13 protein-coding genes are annotated in these 18,653 nt (G+C 72.8%); 6 read left to right on the top strand and 7 right to left on the bottom strand.

Features of this window, described 5'->3' with window-relative positions; translation table 11 throughout:
* Window positions 1–60: 60 nt before the first annotated feature.
* The 4 genes from ACZ3OF_RS25895 to ACZ3OF_RS25910 form a co-directional block, all read right to left on the bottom strand.
* A complete protein-coding gene (locus ACZ3OF_RS25895) occupies window positions 61–3,801 on the bottom strand; it encodes an ABC transporter ATP-binding protein (protein WP_467307074.1) in 3,741 nt (1,246 codons plus the stop codon).
* Between the two features lie 143 nt (window positions 3,802–3,944).
* Window positions 3,945–5,627: a thiamine pyrophosphate-binding protein gene (locus ACZ3OF_RS25900; protein ID WP_467307076.1), complete on the bottom strand. Its 1,683-nt coding sequence runs from the start codon at window positions 5,625–5,627 to the stop codon at window positions 3,945–3,947.
* Window positions 5,628–6,045: 418 nt separating this feature from the next.
* Window positions 6,046–7,020, bottom strand: a complete 975-nt coding sequence (gene speB, locus ACZ3OF_RS25905) for an agmatinase (RefSeq protein ID WP_361439748.1) — start codon at window positions 7,018–7,020, stop codon at window positions 6,046–6,048.
* Between the two features lie 80 nt (window positions 7,021–7,100).
* Window positions 7,101–8,579, bottom strand: coding sequence for a sodium:solute symporter family protein (locus ACZ3OF_RS25910; protein WP_361673454.1), 1,479 nt, complete (start codon window positions 8,577–8,579; stop codon window positions 7,101–7,103).
* Window positions 8,580–8,765: 186 nt separating this feature from the next.
* Here ACZ3OF_RS25910 and ACZ3OF_RS25915 point away from each other — a divergent pair, with 186 nt between their 5' ends.
* Window positions 8,766–10,385 (top strand): PucR family transcriptional regulator, encoded by a 1,620-nt coding sequence (locus ACZ3OF_RS25915; RefSeq protein WP_361673457.1) that lies wholly within the window; start codon window positions 8,766–8,768, stop codon window positions 10,383–10,385.
* Between the two features lie 44 nt (window positions 10,386–10,429).
* Here ACZ3OF_RS25915 and ACZ3OF_RS25920 read toward each other — a convergent pair whose 3' ends face one another.
* Window positions 10,430–11,038 (bottom strand): hypothetical protein, encoded by a 609-nt coding sequence (locus ACZ3OF_RS25920; RefSeq protein ID WP_361673460.1) that lies wholly within the window; start codon window positions 11,036–11,038, stop codon window positions 10,430–10,432.
* A gap of 163 nt (window positions 11,039–11,201) precedes the next feature.
* On the opposite strand from ACZ3OF_RS25920, the gene ACZ3OF_RS25925 reads away from it, so the two are divergent.
* The 4 genes from ACZ3OF_RS25925 (at window position 11,202) to ACZ3OF_RS25940 (ending at window position 15,469) form a co-directional block, all read left to right on the top strand.
* Window positions 11,202–12,347: a helix-turn-helix domain-containing protein gene (locus ACZ3OF_RS25925; RefSeq protein WP_467307080.1), complete on the top strand. Its 1,146-nt coding sequence runs from the start codon at window positions 11,202–11,204 to the stop codon at window positions 12,345–12,347.
* Window positions 12,348–12,474: 127 nt separating this feature from the next.
* Window positions 12,475–13,632, top strand: a complete 1,158-nt coding sequence (locus tag ACZ3OF_RS25930) for an acyl-CoA dehydrogenase family protein (RefSeq protein WP_329120307.1) — start codon at window positions 12,475–12,477, stop codon at window positions 13,630–13,632.
* Entirely contained in the window at window positions 13,633–14,493 is an 861-nt protein-coding gene (gene tesB, locus ACZ3OF_RS25935; protein ID WP_361673466.1) for an acyl-CoA thioesterase II, read from the top strand.
* Between the two features lie 22 nt (window positions 14,494–14,515).
* Window positions 14,516–15,469, top strand: a complete 954-nt coding sequence (locus ACZ3OF_RS25940) for a cation diffusion facilitator family transporter (protein ID WP_467307083.1) — start codon at window positions 14,516–14,518, stop codon at window positions 15,467–15,469.
* A 50-nt stretch (window positions 15,470–15,519) separates the two neighbouring features.
* On the opposite strand, the gene ACZ3OF_RS25945 is transcribed toward ACZ3OF_RS25940, so the two are convergent.
* Both ACZ3OF_RS25945 and ACZ3OF_RS25950 read right to left on the bottom strand, forming a co-directional pair.
* Window positions 15,520–16,302 carry a phosphatase gene (locus tag ACZ3OF_RS25945; protein WP_467307085.1) on the bottom strand — a complete coding sequence of 261 codons (783 nt, stop codon included), beginning with the start codon at window positions 16,300–16,302 and terminating at the stop codon, window positions 15,520–15,522.
* Between the two features lie 62 nt (window positions 16,303–16,364).
* Window positions 16,365–16,952, bottom strand: coding sequence for an SACE_7040 family transcriptional regulator (locus tag ACZ3OF_RS25950; RefSeq protein WP_361673473.1), 588 nt, complete (start codon window positions 16,950–16,952; stop codon window positions 16,365–16,367).
* An 87-nt stretch (window positions 16,953–17,039) separates the two neighbouring features.
* Between ACZ3OF_RS25950 and ACZ3OF_RS25955 the strand changes: the two genes are divergently transcribed.
* The gene (locus ACZ3OF_RS25955) at window positions 17,040–18,647 is read left to right on the top strand and encodes a carboxyl transferase domain-containing protein (protein WP_361673475.1); all 1,608 of its coding nucleotides are present in this window, start codon (window positions 17,040–17,042) and stop codon (window positions 18,645–18,647) included.
* Window positions 18,648–18,653 lie beyond the last annotated feature (6 nt).

Raw genomic sequence — 18,653 nt, forward strand, 5'->3', positions numbered from 1 at the left:
TCAGTCGGGAGCCGGGTACTCCCGGCCACGAGCCGGAACCGCTCGCACCGCCGTCCCGCCTCACACCGCTGTCGCAGGCTCCTCCTCGCCGATGAAGGCGCGCCAGAGCTCCGCGTACCGGCCACCCCGTGCGAGCAGTTCCTCGTGGGTGCCGTCCTCGGCGACGCGGCCGTGGGCCATGAGGATCACCCGGTCCGCGCGGGCCGCCGTCGTCAGGCGGTGGGCGACGACCAGGGTCGTACGGCGGCCGGCCAGGCGGTCGGTGGCCTGGTTGACCTGGGCCTCGGTGGCCAGGTCGAGCGCGGCCGTCGCCTCGTCGAGGAGCAGGATGTCCGGGTCGACGAGCTCGGCGCGGGCCAGGGCGATCAGCTGGCGCTGGCCTGCGGAGAGGTTGCGGCCGCGTTCTGCGACCTCGTGGAGGTAGCCGCCTTCCAGGGTCGCGATCATGTCGTGGGCGCCGACCGCACGGGCCGCCGCCTCGACCTCGGCGTCCGTCGCGCCGGGACGGCCGTACGCGATGGCGTCGCGGATCGTGCCGGCGAAGAGGTACGCCTCCTGCGGGACGACGCCGAGCCGGTGACGGTACGCGGTGAGGTCCAGGTCCTTGAGGTCGGTGCCGTCGGCGGTGACCCGGCCGGCGGTCGGGTCGTAGAACCGGGCGACCAACTTGACCAGGGTGGACTTTCCGGCGCCGGTCTCGCCGACGAAGGCGACGGTCTGCCCGGCGGGGATCCGCAGGTCGATGCCGGTGAGCGCCTCCTCCTCCTTGCCGTACGCGAACGACACGTCCTCGAACGCGATCTCACCGCGCAGCGACAGCACGTCCAGGGGCTTGGCGGCCTCGGCCGTGGACGTCGGCTCCTGGAGCAGTTCCTGCATGCGCCTCAGCGAGACGGTCGCCTGCTGGTAGCCGTCGAAGACCTGGGAGAGCTGCTGCACGGGCGCGAAGAAGAGGTCGATGTAGAGGAGGTAGGCGACCAGGGCGCCGGTGGTGAGGGTGCCGGCCTCGATCCGGTTCGCGCCGACGATCATCACGGCCGCGGCGGCCACGGAGGACAGCAGCGTGACGAAGGGGAAGTAGATCGAGATCAGCCACTGGCCGCGGACGCGGGCCTGGCGGTAGTCGTCGCTGCGGGCGGCGAACCGGGCGGCTCCCGAGCTCTCGCGGCGGAAGGCCTGGACGATGCGGAGGCCGGAGACCGACTCCTGGAGGTCGGCGTTGACCACGCTGATCCGGTCCCGCGCCAGCTCGTACGCCTTCACGCTGGAACGGCGGAAGAAGTACGTGGCGACGGCGAGGACCGGGAGCGTCGCGAAGACGACCAGGGCGAGCTTGAGGTCGAGCACGAGCAGCGCGCCCATGATCCCGAAGAAGGTCGTGACGGAGACGAACGCGGTGACGAGACCGGTCTGGAGGAACGTCGACAGCGCGTCCACGTCCGTCGTCATCCGGGTCATGATCCGGCCGGTCAGCTCGCGCTCGTAGTAGTCGAGGCCGAGCCGCTGGAGCTGGGCGAAGATCTTCAGGCGCAGGGCGTAGAGGACGCGTTCGCCGGTGCGGCCGGTCATCTTGATCTCGGCGGTCTGGGCGAACCACTGCACGACCACGGTCAGCAGGGCGAGCGCGGAGGCGGCCCAGACGGCGCCCATGGCGAGCTTGTTCACGCCGTCGTCGATGCCGTGCCGGATCAGGATGGGCAGCAGCAGGCCCATGCCGGCGTCGACGGCGACGAGACCGAGGCTGACGAGGAGCGGGGTGCGGAAGCCGCGCAGCAGCCGGCGCAGTCCGTACGACTCCTCGGGGGTGACGGCGCGCGCCTCGTCGACGTCCGGGGTGTCGGTGGCGGGCGGCAGCGCCTCGACGGCGGCCAGCAGTTCGGGCGTGGCTCCGGGGGCCTGGGACTCCTCGCTGTCGGTCTCCTCGCGCACCCAGAGGGCGGGGGTGATGCCGCGCTCGGCATCGAACTCGGCGTCGAGCTCGGCGCGCAGGGTGTGGTCCTCGGGCACCTCGACGGGCAGCGTATGGCCGGGCGAGACCCCGCCGAGCTCGTCGGGGTCGGTCAGGAGCCGCCGGTAGAGCGGGGAGCGGCGCTCCAGCTCCTCGTGGGTGCCGATGTCGGAGAGCCGGCCGTCGTCGAGGACGGCGATGCGGTCGGCGAGGCCGAGGGTGGAGCGGCGGTGGGCGATGAGGAGCGTGGTGCGGCCGGCCATCACGGAGGCGAGGGCCTCGTGGATCTCGTGCTCCACGCGCGCGTCGACGGCGGAGGTGGCGTCGTCGAGGAGGAGCAGCCGGGGGTCGGTGAGGATGGCGCGGGCGAGCGCGATGCGCTGGCGCTGGCCGCCCGAGAGGGTGAGGCCGTGCTCGCCGACCTTGGTGTCGTAGCCGTCGGGCAGCTCGGCGATGAAACGGTCCGCCTGGGCGGCGCGCGCTGCGGTCTCGATCTGCTCCTCGGTGGCGTCCGGCCGGCCGTACGCGATGTTGGCGCGGACGGTGTCGGAGAACAGGAAGCTGTCCTCGGGGACGAGCCCGATGGCGGCGCGCAGGGAGTCGAGGGTCAGCTCGCGGACGTCGTGGCCGCCGACCAGAACGGCGCCGTGGGACACGTCGTAGAAGCGCGGCAGGAGCAGGGAGACGGTGGACTTGCCGCTGCCGGAGGCTCCGACGACGGCGACGGTCTCGCCCGCCCGGATCTCCAGGGAGAAGCCGTCGAGGACGGGCCGGCCCTCTTCGTAGCCGAAGCTCACGTCGTCGAACTCGACGGTCGCCTCGGCGTCCGCGGGCAGCTCCTTCGTGCCGTCCTCGATGACCGGCTCGGTGTCGATGAGCTCCAGGACGCGGTCGACGCCGGCGCGGGCCTGCTGGCCGACGGTGAGGACCATCGCGAGCATGCGGACGGGGCCGATGAGCGAGGCGAGGTAGGCGGAGAAGGCGACGAAGGTGCCGAGGGTGATCTGGCCGCGAGTGGCGAGCCAGCCGCCGAGGGCGAGGACGGCGACCTGGCCGAGGGCGGGGACGGCCTGGAGGGCGGGGGTGTAGCGCGCGTTCAGCCGGATGGTGCGCAGGCGGCCGGCGAAGAGCTTGCGGCTGGCCTCCCGGATCTTCCCGGTCTCCTGGTCCTCCTGCCCGAAGCCCTTGACGACGCGGACACCGGTCACGGACCCGTCGACGACCCCGGCGACGGCGGCGGCCTGCGCCTGGGCGTACCAGGTGGCGGGGTGGAGGCGGGTGCGGCTGCGCTTGGCGATGAACCAGAGGGCGGGGGCGACGGCGAGGGCGACGAGGGTGAGCGGGAGGGAGAGCCAGGCCATCACGGCCAGGGAGATCAGGAAGAGCAGGATGTTCCCGATCGTCATCGGGAGCATGAAGAGAAGGCCCTGGATGAGCTGGAGGTCGCTCGTGGCCCGTCCGACGACCTGCCCGGTGGACAGCTCGTCCTGCCGCCGTCCGTCGAGCCGGGTGATGGTGCCGTACATCTCGGTGCGGAGGTCGTGCTGGACGTCGAGGGCCAGCCGGCCGCCGTAGTAGCGGCGGACGTACGTGAGGACGTAGACGAGGAGGGCGGCGGCGACGAGGAGGCCGGTCCAGACGCCGAGGGACCGGGTCTTCGCGCCGATGACGTCGTCGATGATCACCTTGGTGATCAGCGGCACGAGCGCGAGGACGGCCATTCCTGCGAGGGACGAGCCGAGGGCGAGGAGGACGTTGGCCTTGTACCGCCAGGCGTACCCGCCCAGCCTCCGCGCCCAGCCCAGCGCCTTCGACGCCTGCTGATCCGCCTGTTTCTGCCCCGCCGCGGCCACGTGGTCGCCTCCCGTTCGTCCTGCTCTACCGGAAGGCACCAACGCGGGTGGGGTGGGATTTCATCCCGCCGCAACAAAAGCCGGGACAGGACCGGCCCCTGGTCCTAGGACCAGGGGCCGGAGCGCTCGTGTGCGCGCAGGTCTCACAGGTGCGTCGGTTCGAACATCCGCAGGAGTGCCGGGAGGACCACCACCGACGGGCCCGGGGCCGCCAGGGCCTTCGTGAGGTCGGCCGTCAGGGACTCCGGGGTCGTACGGACCGCGGGGACGCCGAAGGACTCGGCGAGGGCGACGAAGTCCGGGCGCGCCAGTTCGGTGCCCGTGGCCTCGCCGAAGGCGTCCGTCATGTACTCGCGCAGGATGCCGTAACCGCCGTCGTCGACGATCAGCCAGGTGACGTTCGAGCCGTACTGCTTGGCCGTCGCCAGCTCCGCGATCGAGTACATCGCGCCGCCGTCGCCCGAGACCGCGAGGACCGGGACGGTCGGGTCGGCCGCCGCCGCGCCGAGGGCGGCGGGGAAGCCGTAGCCGAGGCCGCCGGCGCCCTGTGCGGAGTGCATGGTGTTGGGGCGGCGGGCGTCGAAGGCCGACCAGGCCCAGTAGGCCAGGATCGTCATGTCCCAGAAGCTGGGCGAGTCGTCCGGCAGCGCCTCGCGCACCGAGGCCACGATCCGCTGCTCCAGGCCGAGGTCCTGCGCCGCGATCCGGTCCCGGACCTCGGTGAGGACGGCCTTGACCCGCTCGGGGGCGGTCCCGTCCCGGCGCTCCTCCACGGTCTCCAGGAGCGCCTGGAGCGCGAGGCGGGCGTCCGCGTGGATGCCGAGCGCGGGGTGGTTGGACTCCAGCTTGCCCGCGTCCGCCTCGATCTGGATCACCCGGCCGCGCGGGGCGAACGTGTGGTAGTTCGAGGACAGCTCGCCGAGCCCCGAGCCGACGACCAGCAGGACGTCGGCGTCCTCCAGGAAGTCGGTGGTGTGCCGGTCCTCCAGCCAGGACTGGAGCGACAGCGGGTGCTTCCAGGGGAAGGCGCCCTTGCCGCCGAACGTGGTGACCACGGGCGCGTCGATCCGCTCGGCGAGCGCGCGCAGCTTGCCGGAGGCGTCGGAGCGGACGACTCCGCCGCCCGCGATGATCGCGGGGCGCTCGGCGTTCGCCAGGAGGTGGGCGGCGACCGCCGTCAGCTCGGGGCGGGGGGCGATCTCCTCGGGCGTCGCGTCCATCGCCGTGACGACCGGCAGGGTCGTCTCGGCGAGCAGCACGTCCTGCGGGATCTCCACCCAGACGGGGCCGTGCGGGGCGGTCAGCGCCGACTCCCAGGCCGCCGCGATGGCGGACGGGATCTGGGACTGGGTACGGACCGTGTGGACGGACTTCACGATGTCCCGGAAGGACGCCTGCTGGTCGCGGAGCTCGTGCAGGTAGCCGTGCCGTCCGCCGCCGAGCCCCGCCACGGGGATCTGGCTGCCGATCGCGAGGACGGGAGCGGAGGCGGCCGCCGCCTCCTGGAGCGCGGCGAGCGACATCAGTGCGCCGGGGCCGGTGGAGAGCAGCAGCGGGGCCGCCTCGCCGGTCATCCGGCCGTACGCGTCGGCCGCGAAGCCCGCGTTGTTCTCGACGCGCAGGCCGACGTAGCGGAGGTCGGACCGGCGGAGGGCGTCGAACATGCCGAGCGCGTGCTGGCCGGGGAGCCCGAAGACGGTGGTGGCGCCGAGGCCGGTGAGGGTCTCGACGACGAGGTCGCCGCCGTTCCGCCCGGCGGGCGGGTCGAGCGCGGCGGCGGTCTGCGCCGCCGTCGGACGGAGCACCAGGTCGTGGTCGTGGGTCATGAACGGTCCCCAGGGTGGCGTGGTCGGTCGGGTGCGGCGGGTGACGGGAGGGCAGCAGGGCGGTCCGGCCGGAGGTACGGCCCGGAGCCACGGGTGCGGGTGCGGGTGCGGCCGCGAGGACGACGGTACGACCCGGAGGCGACCGGGTCCCGAGCGGGCAGCCGCCGCGGGCCGGACGCCGATCCCGGGCGGGAGCCCGCCGCGGGCCACAGGCCCGGTCCCGGGCCAGAGCCCACCGCGGCCCGGAGGCCCGGTCCCGGGCGGGAGCCCAGCGCGGCCCGCCGGCCGGGGGTGCGGCCGGAGCCACGGGAGCGGGGCGAGGGCACCCCGACGGCCCCGGGCGCCCCGGACGGCCCGGCCGCCCCAGGCGGCACCACGTGCCCGCAACGTGCCCACACCCCCGACGGGCGCGTCCCCGTTACTGCGCCGCGCGGCTCTCCGCGATCTGGCGGGACATGATCGTCGTCAGTTCGTACGCCGTGTGCGACGCGGCGACCGCCGTGATCTCCGCGTGGTCGTAGGCCGGGGCGACCTCGACGACGTCCGCCGACACCAGGTTGCAGGAGGACAGGCCGCGCAGGATCTCCAGGAGCTCGCGGGAGGTCATGCCGCCCGCCTCCGGGGTGCCGGTGCCGGGCGCGTGGGCCGGGTCGAGGCAGTCGATGTCGATGGAGATGTACAGCGGGCGGTCGCCGATGCGCTGGCGCAGCTGGTCGGCGACCTCGTCGGCGCCGCGGCGGTAGATGTCCGACGAGGTGACGATGCCGAAGCCCATCTTCTCGTCGTCGGTGAGGTCCTGCTTGCCGTACAGCGGGCCGCGCGTGCCGACGTGCGACAGGGCGGAGGTGTCGAGGATGCCCTCCTCGACGGCGCGGCGGAACGGCGTGCCGTGGGTGTACTCGGCGCCGAAGTACGTGTCCCAGGTGTCGAGGTGCGCGTCGAAGTGGAGCAGCGCGACCGGGCCGTGCTTCTTGGCGACGGAGCGCAGCAGCGGCAGCGCGATGGTGTGGTCGCCGCCGAGGGTCATCATGCGGGCGCCGGTGGAGAGCAGGTCGTCGGCGGCGGCCTCGATCGTCTCGACGGCCTCGTTGATGTTGAACGGGTTGGCGGCGATGTCACCGGCGTCGGCGACCTGGGCCAGGGCGAACGGCGAGGCGTCCTGCGCCGGGTTGTACGGGCGCAGGAGGCGGGAGGCCTCGCGGATGGCGTTGCCGCCGAAGCGGGCGCCGGGGCGGTAGGAGACACCGCTGTCGAAGGGGACGCCGACCACGGCGATGTCGGCGGTGCCGACCTCGTCGAGTCGCGGCAGCCGGGCGAACGTCGCGGGACCGGCGTACCGCGGGATGCGGGACGAGTCGGTCGGGCCGCGGAAGGCGTTCTGGTCGCTGCTCATGGTCGGGTCCTCCTGGGGGGTGTGTCGGTGGGTTCCGGTCGGGGGCCTGATGGGCCCCCGACCGGGTGTCTGCGGTGCGGTCAGCCGGTCGCGGCGGCCGGCACGGTCTCCGGCGTCCCGTCGGCCTCGGCCGTCTCCTGGCCCGCCAGCCGGGCGCGCCAGTTCGCGAGCACGGCGGCGTCCGTCGGGCGGGTCGCCAGGGAAACGATCACATATGCGGCGAGCGAGGCCAACAAACCATAATAAACAGGCTCATTCGCCAAGATTCCGTAAGCCCACATCAGGCCGATGACGGACAGGCCGCCGACGGTGACCGCGGCCAGGGCTCCCTGCACGGTGCCGCGGCGCCACAGCAGGCCGCCGAGGATCGGCACGAGCAGGCCGCCGACCAGCAGGTTGTAGGCGACGGTCAGGGCCTGGACGACGTCGTTCAGGGCGATCGCGATGGCGATGGTGGCGATGCCCATGAGGAGGATGAAGAGGCGGTTGCCCTTCACCTCGTCGTGGTCCTCGCCGCCGCCTCCGGCGGTCAGCCCGCGCAACCTCGACCAGATGTCGTTGTTGGCGACGGTGGCGCAGGCGATCAGCGCGCCGGACGAGGTGGACATGACGGCGGCGAGCGCGGCGGCGAGGACCAGGCCCCGCACGCCCATGGGCAGCTCGTCCTTGACGATGGTCGCGAAGGCGTCGTCGGCGCTGGGCAGGTTCGGGTAGAGCACCTTGGCCGCGGTGCCGATGACGGCGCCGGCGAGGGCGTAGACGAGGCAGTACGTACCGGCCACCGTGCCGCCCCACTTGGCGACCTTGTCGGTCCTGGCGGTGAACACGCGCTGCCAGATGTCCTGGCCGATGAGCATGCCGAAGGTGTAGATCAGCACGTACGTGAAGATCGTCTCGCCACCGATGCCGAGCGGCGCGAAGTACTCGGTGGGCAGCTGGGCCTTCATCTCGGCGAAGCCGCCGGCCTTGATCACGGCGATGGGCAGCAGCAGGATCAGCACGCCGATGGTCTTCACCACGAACTGCACCATGTCGGTCAGCGTGATGGACCACATGCCGCCGAGCGTCGAGTACGCGACGACGATGGCGCCGCCGAGGACGATCGCGATCGTGCGGGGCAGGTCGAAGAGGACGTCGAAGATCGTGGCGTACGCGATGGTCGAGGTGACCGCGAGCATCAGCGTGTACGCCCACATGACCACGCCCGAGATGACGCCGGCCTTGCCGCCGTAGCGCAGGTCGAGCATCTCGGAGACCGTGTACACCTTCAGCCGGGCGATGCGCGCGGAGAAGAAGACGGAGAGGGCGAGGAGTCCGAGGCCGATGGTGAAGACCATCCAGGCACCGGAGAGGCCGTACTTGTAGCCGAGGCCCACGCCGCCGATGGTGGAGGCGCCGCCGAGGACGATGGCGGCCATGGTGCCGGAGTACATCCAGGGACCGAGGCGGCGGCCGGCCACCAGGAACTCGCTCTTGGACTTGGCGCGGCGCATGCCCCACCAGCCCATCGCGAGCATGCCGGCCAAATACAGGACGATCACTGTGTAGTCGACGGCCATGGGGCCCTCCCTCGTTCACTTCGGTGGCGTGTCGTGCGGGTGGAGTGACTCCAGTGACTGATCGCGAGGACATCCGCCCGTACCCGCGGCCGCTGGATGGCACGAGGTTAGGTGGCCGGAAAGCGACGATGAAGCGTAAGTTTCATCCACTGTTCACCCGGTGCAATGTACGAAAGGTCCACAGCGATGGCCGTACGGGAACCCACGCCGACACCGCCGGCACCCCCTGTCTCCCTGGCCGCGCTGCTGAGCCGCCAGGACCTCGGGCTCCGGCTGCTCGCGGGGCCACCCGACGCGGCGGTGCACTGGGTGCACACCTCCGAGATGGCCGACCCGTATCCGTACCTGCTCGGCGGCGAGCTGCTGATGACGGCGGGCGTGCAGCTCCCGGACCCGGCGCACTATGTCGAGCGGGTGGTCGCGGCGGGCGCGGCGGCGCTCGGGTTCGGCGTCGCGCCGGTGTACGACACGGTGCCCGCGGCGCTCGTCGCCGCGTGCGAGCGGCACGGGCTGCCGCTGGTCGAGGTGCCGCCGCACACACCGTTCACGGCGGTGGCCCGGGCGGTCTGGCGGCTGATGGCGGAGGCCCGCCACCGGGAGCTGCGGCGGGTGACCGAGGCCCAGCAGTCGCTGGCGGTCGCGGCGGCCCGGCCTGCGCCGGTCCCGGCGGTCCTCGGGGCGCTCGCCTCCCGGCTCGGCGGACACGCGGTGCTCTACGCGGCGGACGGCACGTCGTACGCGGCGGCGGGCCGCGAGCTGCCGGACGAGGTGTCCCGGGCGCTCGTCGACCTGGCGGGCGTGGTGGGCCCCCGGCCCGGCGGCCCGGCCACCGCGAGCGGCGAGGGCGAGGGGCTGCGCCTGGCCGCGTACGCGCTCGGCGGCGGCGACGGACTGACCCTCGGGGTCGCGACGGAGAGCCGGGAGCCCGGGGACCACACGATCGCGGGCGTCGCCGTCGTCCTGCTCTCCCTGCTGACCGCCCCGCACCGGGGCGCCGACGTCTCGGCCCGGGACACCGCCCTGGTCCGCCTCCTCCTCGGCACCCCGCCGGAGGAGGCCGCACGGGCCCTCGGCCCGGGCCCCTGGACCGTCGTCCACGCTCGCGGCGGCGACGGCACGCCGTTCGCGGCGCCGAGCCTGGCGGCGGCCCTGGGCACGGCACTGCTCGACACGGGCGGGGCGGCGGGCCTGGACACGGGCGCGACGGAGCCGGACGGGCCGGCCGGTACGACGGCGGGCGTCGGCACGGGCGCCACGACGGCGGGCGGGACGGCGGACCGGGCGGCCGGTACGACGGCGGACCCGGGCGCGGGCGCCGCAGCGGCCGACCGTGCGGCGCGGGCGGGCGGCGCCGAGCCGGACGCCACCCCCGTGACCGTCCGGCTCCTGCTGCCCGCCTCCTCGCCCGTCACCGCCCAGCCCGGCTGGACCCTCGGCGTCAGCTCCCCCGTCGAGGCCCGCGACCTCGCCTCGGGCGACGCGCAGGCAGGGCGTGCGCTGCGCAGGGCGGAGGCCGGCCGCACCGATCTCGTACGCCACCGGCCCGCCGGGTTCGGCGGCCTCATGGACGAGGCGGAGGCGGCCGCGTACGCCCGGACCCTGCTCGCACCGATCGGCGAACCGCTGACCGAGACCCTCCGCACCTGGCTCTCGCTCCACGGCAGCTGGGACCGGACGGCCGTCGCCATGGACATCCACCGCAACACCGTCCGCCAGCGCATCGCCCGCTGCGCGACGCTCCTGGACATGGACCTGGACGACGCGAACGTACGGATGGAGCTCTGGTTCGCCCTCGGCCGCGTATGACTCCGGCCGAGGGCGCCGAGGGCGACCTCGGCCGGGCGGGCCCGTCAGGGACGGAGCTTGTTCACCGCGGTGCGCGTGGTGGTCTTGAAGGCCTCCACGGGGGCGTCCTCCAGGTCGCCCATCTGGCCCCAGCGGACGTAGGTGACGGTCCGGCCGTCGCGGCCCACCGAGAAGAGGTGGATGTCGGTGATGCCGATCTGCGGGTCCGCGGTGTCCAGGCTGTAGACCCAGGCGCCCTCCTCGACGGCGAGCTTGCCGTGGTACGCGCTGACGGCGTTCAGGCCCGGGTTCTGCTGCTCCAGCAGGGGGCCGCAGCCGGCGAGGGACTTGCGGAGGGTATCGACCAGCTTCACGGCGTCGGCCTCGGTGCGGGCGACGGTGGTGATCTGGACGCCGTTGGTGTCGAGCTCGGTGCTGAACTCGCGGTAGCGGGTGTTCTGCGCCGGGATCTTGTACGGGGCGCAGAGGGCGCCGCCGTTCTCCGGGACGCCGGTGAACACCTGGGTGGCGGTCCACGGCGTCGACGACGGCGGCATCTGGGAGGCGGCGAGGAAGGCGGGCTGGGCAGCGGCCTGCGCCGGGGCCGTGGCGAGGGCCGCGAGGCCCAGGGCCGCAGCGGCGGCGGTGGCGAGTGCGGTACGGAGCTTGTTCATGGTGGTGGATCCCCCGTCGGGTCGTTCGGTCAGTGCTCGACCAGCGTCGGGCCGGCGCCCACCGCCTGCAACGGTGACGCGCCCACCATCCGTCCCGGAACCATTCCACCCCTGCTGACGTGCAAGGACGTGAAGGGTGGGACGCAAGGTCGAGGGGGATGGAATGCCGAAGGACGCCGCCGTCGAGGAGTTCGCGCGGCTCGTGCGCGCGCTGAAGGTGCGGGACGGGAGGAGTTACGAGGCGCTGGGCCGGCGCCTGAGTGTCAGCGCGTCCACCCTCCACCGCTACTGCTCCGGCGCGACCGTCCCGGAGGAGTTCGCCGTGGTCGACCGTTTCGCCCTGCTGTGCGGGGCGGACGAGGAGGAGCGGCGGGCCCTGGAGGTGGCCTGGGCCCGCGCGGACGGCGCCCGCCGCCCTCCGGCACCGGAACCCGGCGCCGAGCCGGCGCCCGAGCCCGGCCCGGAGCCGGCTCCGGAGCCCGCGCCGGCCCCGGAGCCGGCGCCCGAGACCGAGCCGGAACCCGTGCACGCGCGGGTGCCTGGCCTCCCGTCCGAGCGGCGGAGGCTCCGGTGGCGGTGGATGGGCGTGGTCGTCGGGGCGCTGGCGGTCGTGGGGACGGTGACGCTCGGAGCCGTACTCCTGCCCGGGAAGGCCCGGGAGCGGGCCGTTGAACCACCGGTGCCGCTGACGTGGACGGTCGCCTCGCACATCTGGAAGAACGGGTGCGGGCACACCTACCTCGTGGAGCGGACGCCCCCTCCCCCGCCGGAGGCGGCCGACGCGCGGAGCTGGGCGGCGGCGCAGGGGGCCGTGGACGGCGGGGAGACGCTGGTGCGGGTGTCGGTGCAGGGGAAGGGCGCGGCGGCGGTGGTGCTTCAGGCGCTGCACGTGCGGGTGGTGGAGCGGGGCGCGCCGCTGCCGTGGGCGGCGTACCGGATGGACGACGGGTGCGGCGGGGCGGTGACGCCGCGCCGTTTCGAGGTGGACCTGGACCGGCCGCGGCCGGTGGCGCGCGCGCTGGACGGGTACGACGCCTCCGGGGAGGAGGGCCGGAAGCTCCCGGCGGTCTCCTTCCCGTACGCGGTCAGCGCCGCCGAGCCGGAGGAGCTGCTGGTCTCGGCGGGGGCGGCGGGCTGCGACTGCCGCTGGTACCTGGAGCTGGAGTGGAGCAGCGAGGGCCGGTCCGGCACGGTCCGGATCACCGACGACGGCCGGCCGTTCCGTACGAGCGGCATCAAGGGGAGTGCGGTGTACGCGTACGACACCCTCGGCCATCGATGGATCCCCGGTGTGGCGCCCGGCTCCTGAGTGGACGTGATGTGGGCAACCCTGGGGCCCTCAGATCTGGACAGCGGCGCAAACCGATGGGTAACTTGACTGAGCAAGCGCTTAGGCATAGTGCGTCAGGTACGCAGGACTCCGAAGGAGGCGGCTCGTGCGCCGTACGGTATTCAACGAGGACCACGAGGCGTTCCGGGAGACCATCCGGGCCTTCATCGAGGCCGAGGTCGTCCCCGTCTACGACGAGTGGTTCGCCGCGGGCCAGGCGCCGCGCGAGTTCTACGGCAAGCTCGGTGAGCTGGGCATCTTCGGCATCAACGTCCCCGAGGAGTTCGGTGGCGCGGGCCTGGACACCCACAAGTTCGAGGCCGTCCTCTACGAGGAGACCTCCCGCGCGGGCGTCCAGTTCGGCGGCTCCGGCGTGCACGTGCTGCTCGCCCTGCCCTACATCAAGATGCTCGCCACCGACGAGCAGAAGAAGCGTTACCTCCCGAACTTCGTCTCCGGCGACGAGATGTGGGCGCTGGCGATGACCGAGCCGGGCACCGGCTCCGACGTCGCGGGCATGAAGACCACCGCCAAGCTCTCCGAGGACGGCACGCACTACGTCCTCAACGGCGCCAAGACCTTCATCACCGGTGGCGTCCACGCCGACCGCGTGATCGTCTGCGCCCGCACGTCCGCCCCGACGGCCGAGGACCGCCGCCACGGCATCTCCCTCTTCGCCGTGGACACCAAGTCCGAGGGCTACTCCATCGGCCGCAAGCTGGACAAGCTCGGCCTGCGCACCTCCGACACCGCCGAGCTGGCGTTCGTCGACGTGAAGGTGCCGGTCGAGGACCTGCTCGGCGAGGAGAACAAGGGCTTCTACTACCTCGGCCACAACCTCGCCTCCGAGCGCTGGGGCATCGCCTTCGGCGCCTACGCGCAGGCCAAGGCCGCCGTCCGCTTCGCCCAGCAGTACGTGCAGGAGCGCACCGTCTTCGGCAAGCCGGTCGCGCACTTCCAGAACACCAAGTTCGAGCTGGCCGCCTGCCAGGCCGAGGTGGACGCCGCCGAGGCGGTCGCCGACCGCGCCCTGGAGGCTCTGGACGCGGGCGAGCTGACCCCGGCCGAGGCCGCGAGCGCGAAGCTCTTCTGCACCGAGGTCGCGCACCGCGTGATCGACCGCTGCCTCCAGCTGCACGGCGGCTACGGCTACATGAACGAGTACCCGATCGCGCGCCTGTATGCGGACAACCGCGTCAACCGCATCTACGGCGGCACCAGCGAGATCATGAAGTCGATCATCGCCAAGTCGATGGGTCTGTAAGTGCCCGAGGCTCTCGACGCCCTGCTCGATCTGCTCGACCTCGAGCAGATCGAGCAGAACCTCTTCCGGGGACAGTCCCGCTCCGCCGTCGTCCCCCGCGTCTTCGGCGGCCAGGTGGCCGCCCAGGCGCTGGTGGCGGCGGGGCGGACCGTCCCGGAGGACCGCCTCGCCCACTCCCTGCACGCGTACTTCCTGCGCGCCGGGGACCCGGGCGCGCCGATCGTCTACACCGTGGACCGGATCCGCGACGGCCGCTCCTTCACCACCCGCCGGGTCGTCGCCGTCCAGCACGGGCGGCCGATCTTCCACCTCTCCGCGTCCTTCCAAACGTACGAGGAGGGGCTGGAGCACCAGTACGAGATGCCGGCCGCGCCGGACCCGGAGTCCCTGCCGACGGCGGCGGAGATGCTGCCCCGGCACCTTCCGGCGGACGTGGCCGCGCGCCTGGTCGAGGCGCGGGCGGCGGTGGACCTGCGCTACGCCGACACGCCGCCGTGGGGCTCCGTCGGGGAGCCGCGCGAGCCGCGCTCGCAGGTCTGGTTCCGTACGAACGGCAAGCTGGCCGACGACCCGCTGCTGCACGTCTGCCTGGCGACCTACGTCTCCGACATGACGCTGCTCGACTCGGTGCTGCTCGCCCACGGGCGGGGCGGCTGGGCGGTCGGGGACGTCGTCGGGGCATCGCTGGACCACGCGATGTGGTTCCACCGGCCGTTCCGGGCGGACGAATGGCTGCTGTACGACCAGGAGTCGCCGTCCGCGTCGGGCGGGCGCGGCCTGGGCCAGGCGCGGATCTACACGCAGGACGGGCAGCTGGCGATCTCCGTCATCCAGGAGGGTGTCGTTCGCATCCCGCGCTGATGATCGGACATACCGTCCGAACATGGCGCGGAACAGCTCGCAGAGCGGCGAGAGCACCTTCACGGTGATCGTGGCGGCGGTGGCGAACCTCGGGATCGCCGCCGCCAAAGCCGTCGCGGGGGTCGTCAGCGGATCGAGCGCGATGCTCTCCGAGGCGGCCCACTCGGTCGCCGACACCGTCACCGAGGTCATGCTGCTCACCGCGCTCAAGCGCAGCGAGAAGCCGGCCGACGAGGACCATCCGCTCGGGTACGCGAGCGAACGCTACGTCTGGGCGTTGCTCGCCGCCGTCGCCACGTTCGTCGGCGGCGCGGTCTTCTCGGTCTACGACGGCATCCACACGCTCGTGTACGGCGAGGAGGTGGGCGACCCGCTCGTCTCGTACATCGTGCTCGGCGTCGCCTTCGTCCTGGAGAGCTTCTCCCTGCGGACCGCCGTCCGCCAGGTCAAGGGCGAGGCGGAACGGAAGAGTGCGCCTTTCGGCCGCTATCTGCGGCGCACGCCCGACACCACGGTCAAGGCCGTCGTGATGGAGGACTCGGCAGCCCTGGCCGGGCTGCTCCTCGCGGCGGGCGGCCTGTTCGGCGTGGAGATCACCGGCGACAGCGTCTGGGACGGCGTCGCCTCGATCCTCATCGGCGCGCTGCTCGTGTACGTGGCCTGGGTGCTCGGCCGCTCCAACGCGGAGCTGCTGATCGGCCGCCCGGTGCCGCGGCGGATCAGGGAGGAGATCCGCGACGAGCTGCTGACCGTGCCGCACATCATCGCCGTGCTCGACCTGACGACGCTGATCCAGGGCCCGGAGGAGGTCCTGATCGCGGCGAAGATCGACTTCCGCGACGTGTCCTCGGCCGAGCAGGTCGAGTGGGCCTGCGAGGAGGCCGAACAGCAGCTACGGGAACGCTTCCCGGCCGTCCGCCGCGTGTACCTGGACCCGACACCGGCCCTCGGACAGCGGCCGCCGCGGGACACGTGACGGGTCCGCGGCCCCGTGTGGCCGCGGTGTCGTTCTCCCGCCGTCGGCTGTCAGCCCCCCAGGCCCGCCGCGTCGAGCAGGTAGGCGGTGAGCGGCTCGTAGTACCGGGGGTCGAGGACGTGGTCGTCGAGCGGGATCGTGACCTGCATCGCGCCCTCGGCCTCGCCGATGAAGAGGGCGGGGTCGTTGCAGTCCGCGTAGCCGACGGAGTCGATCCCGCGCTGACCCGCCCGCCCGGCCCAGCCGTGGTCGGCGACGACCAGGTCGGGCCGCTGCTCGCCCAGGGCCTCCAGGCCGTCGAGGATCGCGTTCATGGGTTCCGGCGAGTGGGTGTGCCAGAGGCTGGCGCCCCGCTCGAAGACGGCGACGTCGGCGAACTGGACGACGTACCCCTCGTCGGCGGTGAGCCCGCCCGGGATCCGTACGATGTCGCAGCCCTTCGCCCGCAGCGCGGCGGCGACCCGGCTGTGGGCGTCGATCAGCGCGCCCGGGTGACCGGTCGCGAAGAGCACCCGCTCCTGGCCGGCGGCGGCCTTGCGCAGGCGGGCGGCCGCCCGGTCGAGGGCGTCGACGGTCAGCTCGGGGTCGATGGTGTCCTGCCCGGTGCGGTGGGCGGGGTCGTCGTTCACCCCGCACCGCTCGGCCATCACGGCGAGGACGTCCTGCTCGTCCGTCCACCGGTCGCCGAGCTCCAGACCGAGCCAGTAGTGCCGGTCGCCGTTGGCGAGCTTGCGGTAGTGGGAGAGGTTGTTGTCGCGCGGGGTGGCGACATCGCCCGCGATCCGGGTCCGTACGAGGTGCTCGACAAGGGCGGGGCGACTGAGTATCGGCATGGGCCTCATTCTGCCGGGCCGCCGCGCCCCCGGCGGCCCGATTCCACCCCGTGGACCGGTGGCTACGCTTCCGCGAGCGCCCCGAACGCCCCGTGCGCCAGGCGCCTGAGCAGCTCCTCCATCGACTGGCGGCCGAGCGCCGCGAGGTGCGGGGTCGAGTTCAGGAGCCCGAAGACGGCGTGGACCGCAGCCCGCGCCTCCGGCTCGCCGGCCGCCGGGTACAGCTCCCGTACGACCGCCACCCACAGCTCCACGTACTGCCGCTGGAGCTGGCGCACCCGCTTGCGGTCCTCGTCCTTGAGCCGGTCCAGCTCCCGGTCGTGCAGCGTGATCAGGGGCCGGTCGTCGAGCGCGAAGTCGATGTGCCCGTCGATGAGCGAGCCGAGCAGCGCCCGCGGGTCGCCCAGCTCCTCGCCGACCCGCAGCCGCCCGCCGTCCAGGAGCCGCTCGCTGATCCCGACGAGCAGCTCGGCGAGCATCGCGTCCTTGCCCGGGAAGTGCCGGTAGAGCCCGGGGCCGCTGATGCCGACGGCGGCTCCTATCTCGTCGACGCCCACTCCGTGGAAGCCGCGCTCGGCGAAGAGGCGAGCGGCCTCCTTGAGGATCTGCTCGCGTCGCGTGGGGGCGTCGGGCCTGGCGGTGGTGGTCATGGAAGCGATTCTAGACAACCGGGTTAGCGGTCGTTAACCTGAACGACATACGTTAACGCTCATTAACCGAGCAAGGGAGCTCGAGAGATGCAGCAGGCACCTGTGCTGACGAGCGCGGCGGATCCCGCGTCGCCGGCCTGGCAGGCCAATGAGGCCGCTCACCACGAGCTCTCGGCCACTCTGCGCGCCAAGCTCGCCGCGGTGGCGCTCGGCGGTGGCGAGAAGGCGCGCGCACGGCACACCGCGCGCGGCAAGCTGCTGCCGCGGGACCGCGTGGACACCCTCCTCGACCCGGGTTCGCCGTTCCTGGAGCTGGCCCCGCTGGCCGCGAACGGGATGTACGGCGACGCGGCACCGGCCGCCGGCGTCATCGCGGGCATCGGGCGGGTCTCGGGCCGCGAATGCGTGATCGTCGCCAACGACGCCACCGTCAAGGGCGGCACGTACTACCCGATGACCGTGAAGAAGCACCTGAGGGCCCAGGAGGTGGCACTGGAGAATCGTCTCCCCTGCCTCTACCTGGTGGATTCGGGCGGCGCGTTCCTGCCCATGCAGGACGAGGTCTTCCCGGACCGCGAGCACTTCGGCCGGATCTTCTACAACCAGGCCCGGATGTCCGGCGCCGGCATCCCGCAGATCGCGGCGGTCCTCGGCTCGTGCACTGCCGGTGGCGCGTACGTCCCGGCGATGAGCGACGAGGCCGTGATCGTACGGAACCAGGGCACGATCTTCCTCGGCGGTCCGCCGCTGGTGAAGGCCGCGACCGGAGAGGTCGTCACGGCCGAGGAGCTCGGCGGCGGCGAGGTCCACTCCCGTACGTCCGGAGTCACCGACCACCTCGCGGAGGACGACGCCCACGCGCTGCGCATCGTCCGGAACATCGTCGCGACCCTGCCCGCGCGGGGCGAACTGCCCTGGTCGGTCGAGCCGGTCGAGGAGCCGAAGGTGGACCCGGCGGGGCTCTACGGCGCGGTGCCGGTCGACTCCCGCACCCCGTACGACGTCCGCGAGGTCATCGCCCGGATCGTGGACGCCTCGCGCTTCCAGGAGTTCAAGGCCGAGTACGGGCAGACGCTCGTCACCGGCTTCGCCCGGATCCACGGTCACCCGGTCGGGATCGTCGCCAACAACGGCATCCTCTTCTCCGAGTCCGCCCAGAAGGGCGCCCACTTCATCGAGCTGTGCGACCAGCGCGGCATCCCGCTCCTCTTCCTCCAGAACATCTCCGGCTTCATGGTCGGCAAGGACTACGAGGCGGGCGGCATCGCCAAGCACGGCGCCAAGATGGTGACGGCCGTGGCCTGCACGCGCGTGCCGAAGCTGACCGTGGTCGTCGGCGGCTCCTACGGCGCGGGCAACTACTCGATGTGCGGCCGGGCGTACTCGCCGCGCTTCCTGTGGATGTGGCCCAACGCCAAGATCTCGGTCATGGGCGGCGAGCAGGCGGCGTCCGTCCTCGCGACGGTCAAGCGGGACCAGCTCGGCGACGAGTGGAGCGCGGAGGAAGAGGAGGCCTTCAAGGCCCCGATCCGCGCACAGTACGAGACCCAGGGCAACGCCTACTACGCGTCGGCGCGGCTCTGGGACGACGGGGTCATCGACCCGATGGAGACCCGCCAGGTGGTGGGCCTCGCCCTGACGGCCTGTGCCAACGCGCCCCTGGGTGACCCCCAGTTCGGCGTCTTCCGGATGTGAGGGAGT

The sequence above is a fragment of the Streptomyces sp. NPDC022552 genome (assembly GCF_055561875.1).

Coding starts and splice junctions, on each gene's coding strand:
- ACZ3OF_RS25900 (WP_467307076.1), bottom strand. CDS start 5,627: ATGACCCACGACCACGACCTGGTGCTCCGTCCGACGGCGGCGCAGACC.
- speB (WP_361439748.1), bottom strand. CDS start 7,020: ATGAGCAGCGACCAGAACGCCTTCCGCGGCCCGACCGACTCGTCCCGC.
- ACZ3OF_RS25910 (WP_361673454.1), bottom strand. CDS start 8,579: ATGGCCGTCGACTACACAGTGATCGTCCTGTATTTGGCCGGCATGCTC.
- ACZ3OF_RS25915 (WP_361673457.1), top strand. CDS start 8,766: ATGGCCGTACGGGAACCCACGCCGACACCGCCGGCACCCCCTGTCTCC.
- ACZ3OF_RS25920 (WP_361673460.1), bottom strand. CDS start 11,038: ATGAACAAGCTCCGTACCGCACTCGCCACCGCCGCCGCTGCGGCCCTG.
- ACZ3OF_RS25925 (WP_467307080.1), top strand. CDS start 11,202: ATGCCGAAGGACGCCGCCGTCGAGGAGTTCGCGCGGCTCGTGCGCGCG.
- ACZ3OF_RS25940 (WP_467307083.1), top strand. CDS start 14,516: ATGGCGCGGAACAGCTCGCAGAGCGGCGAGAGCACCTTCACGGTGATC.
- ACZ3OF_RS25945 (WP_467307085.1), bottom strand. CDS start 16,302: ATGCCGATACTCAGTCGCCCCGCCCTTGTCGAGCACCTCGTACGGACC.
- ACZ3OF_RS25950 (WP_361673473.1), bottom strand. CDS start 16,952: ATGACCACCACCGCCAGGCCCGACGCCCCCACGCGACGCGAGCAGATC.
- ACZ3OF_RS25955 (WP_361673475.1), top strand. CDS start 17,040: ATGCAGCAGGCACCTGTGCTGACGAGCGCGGCGGATCCCGCGTCGCCG.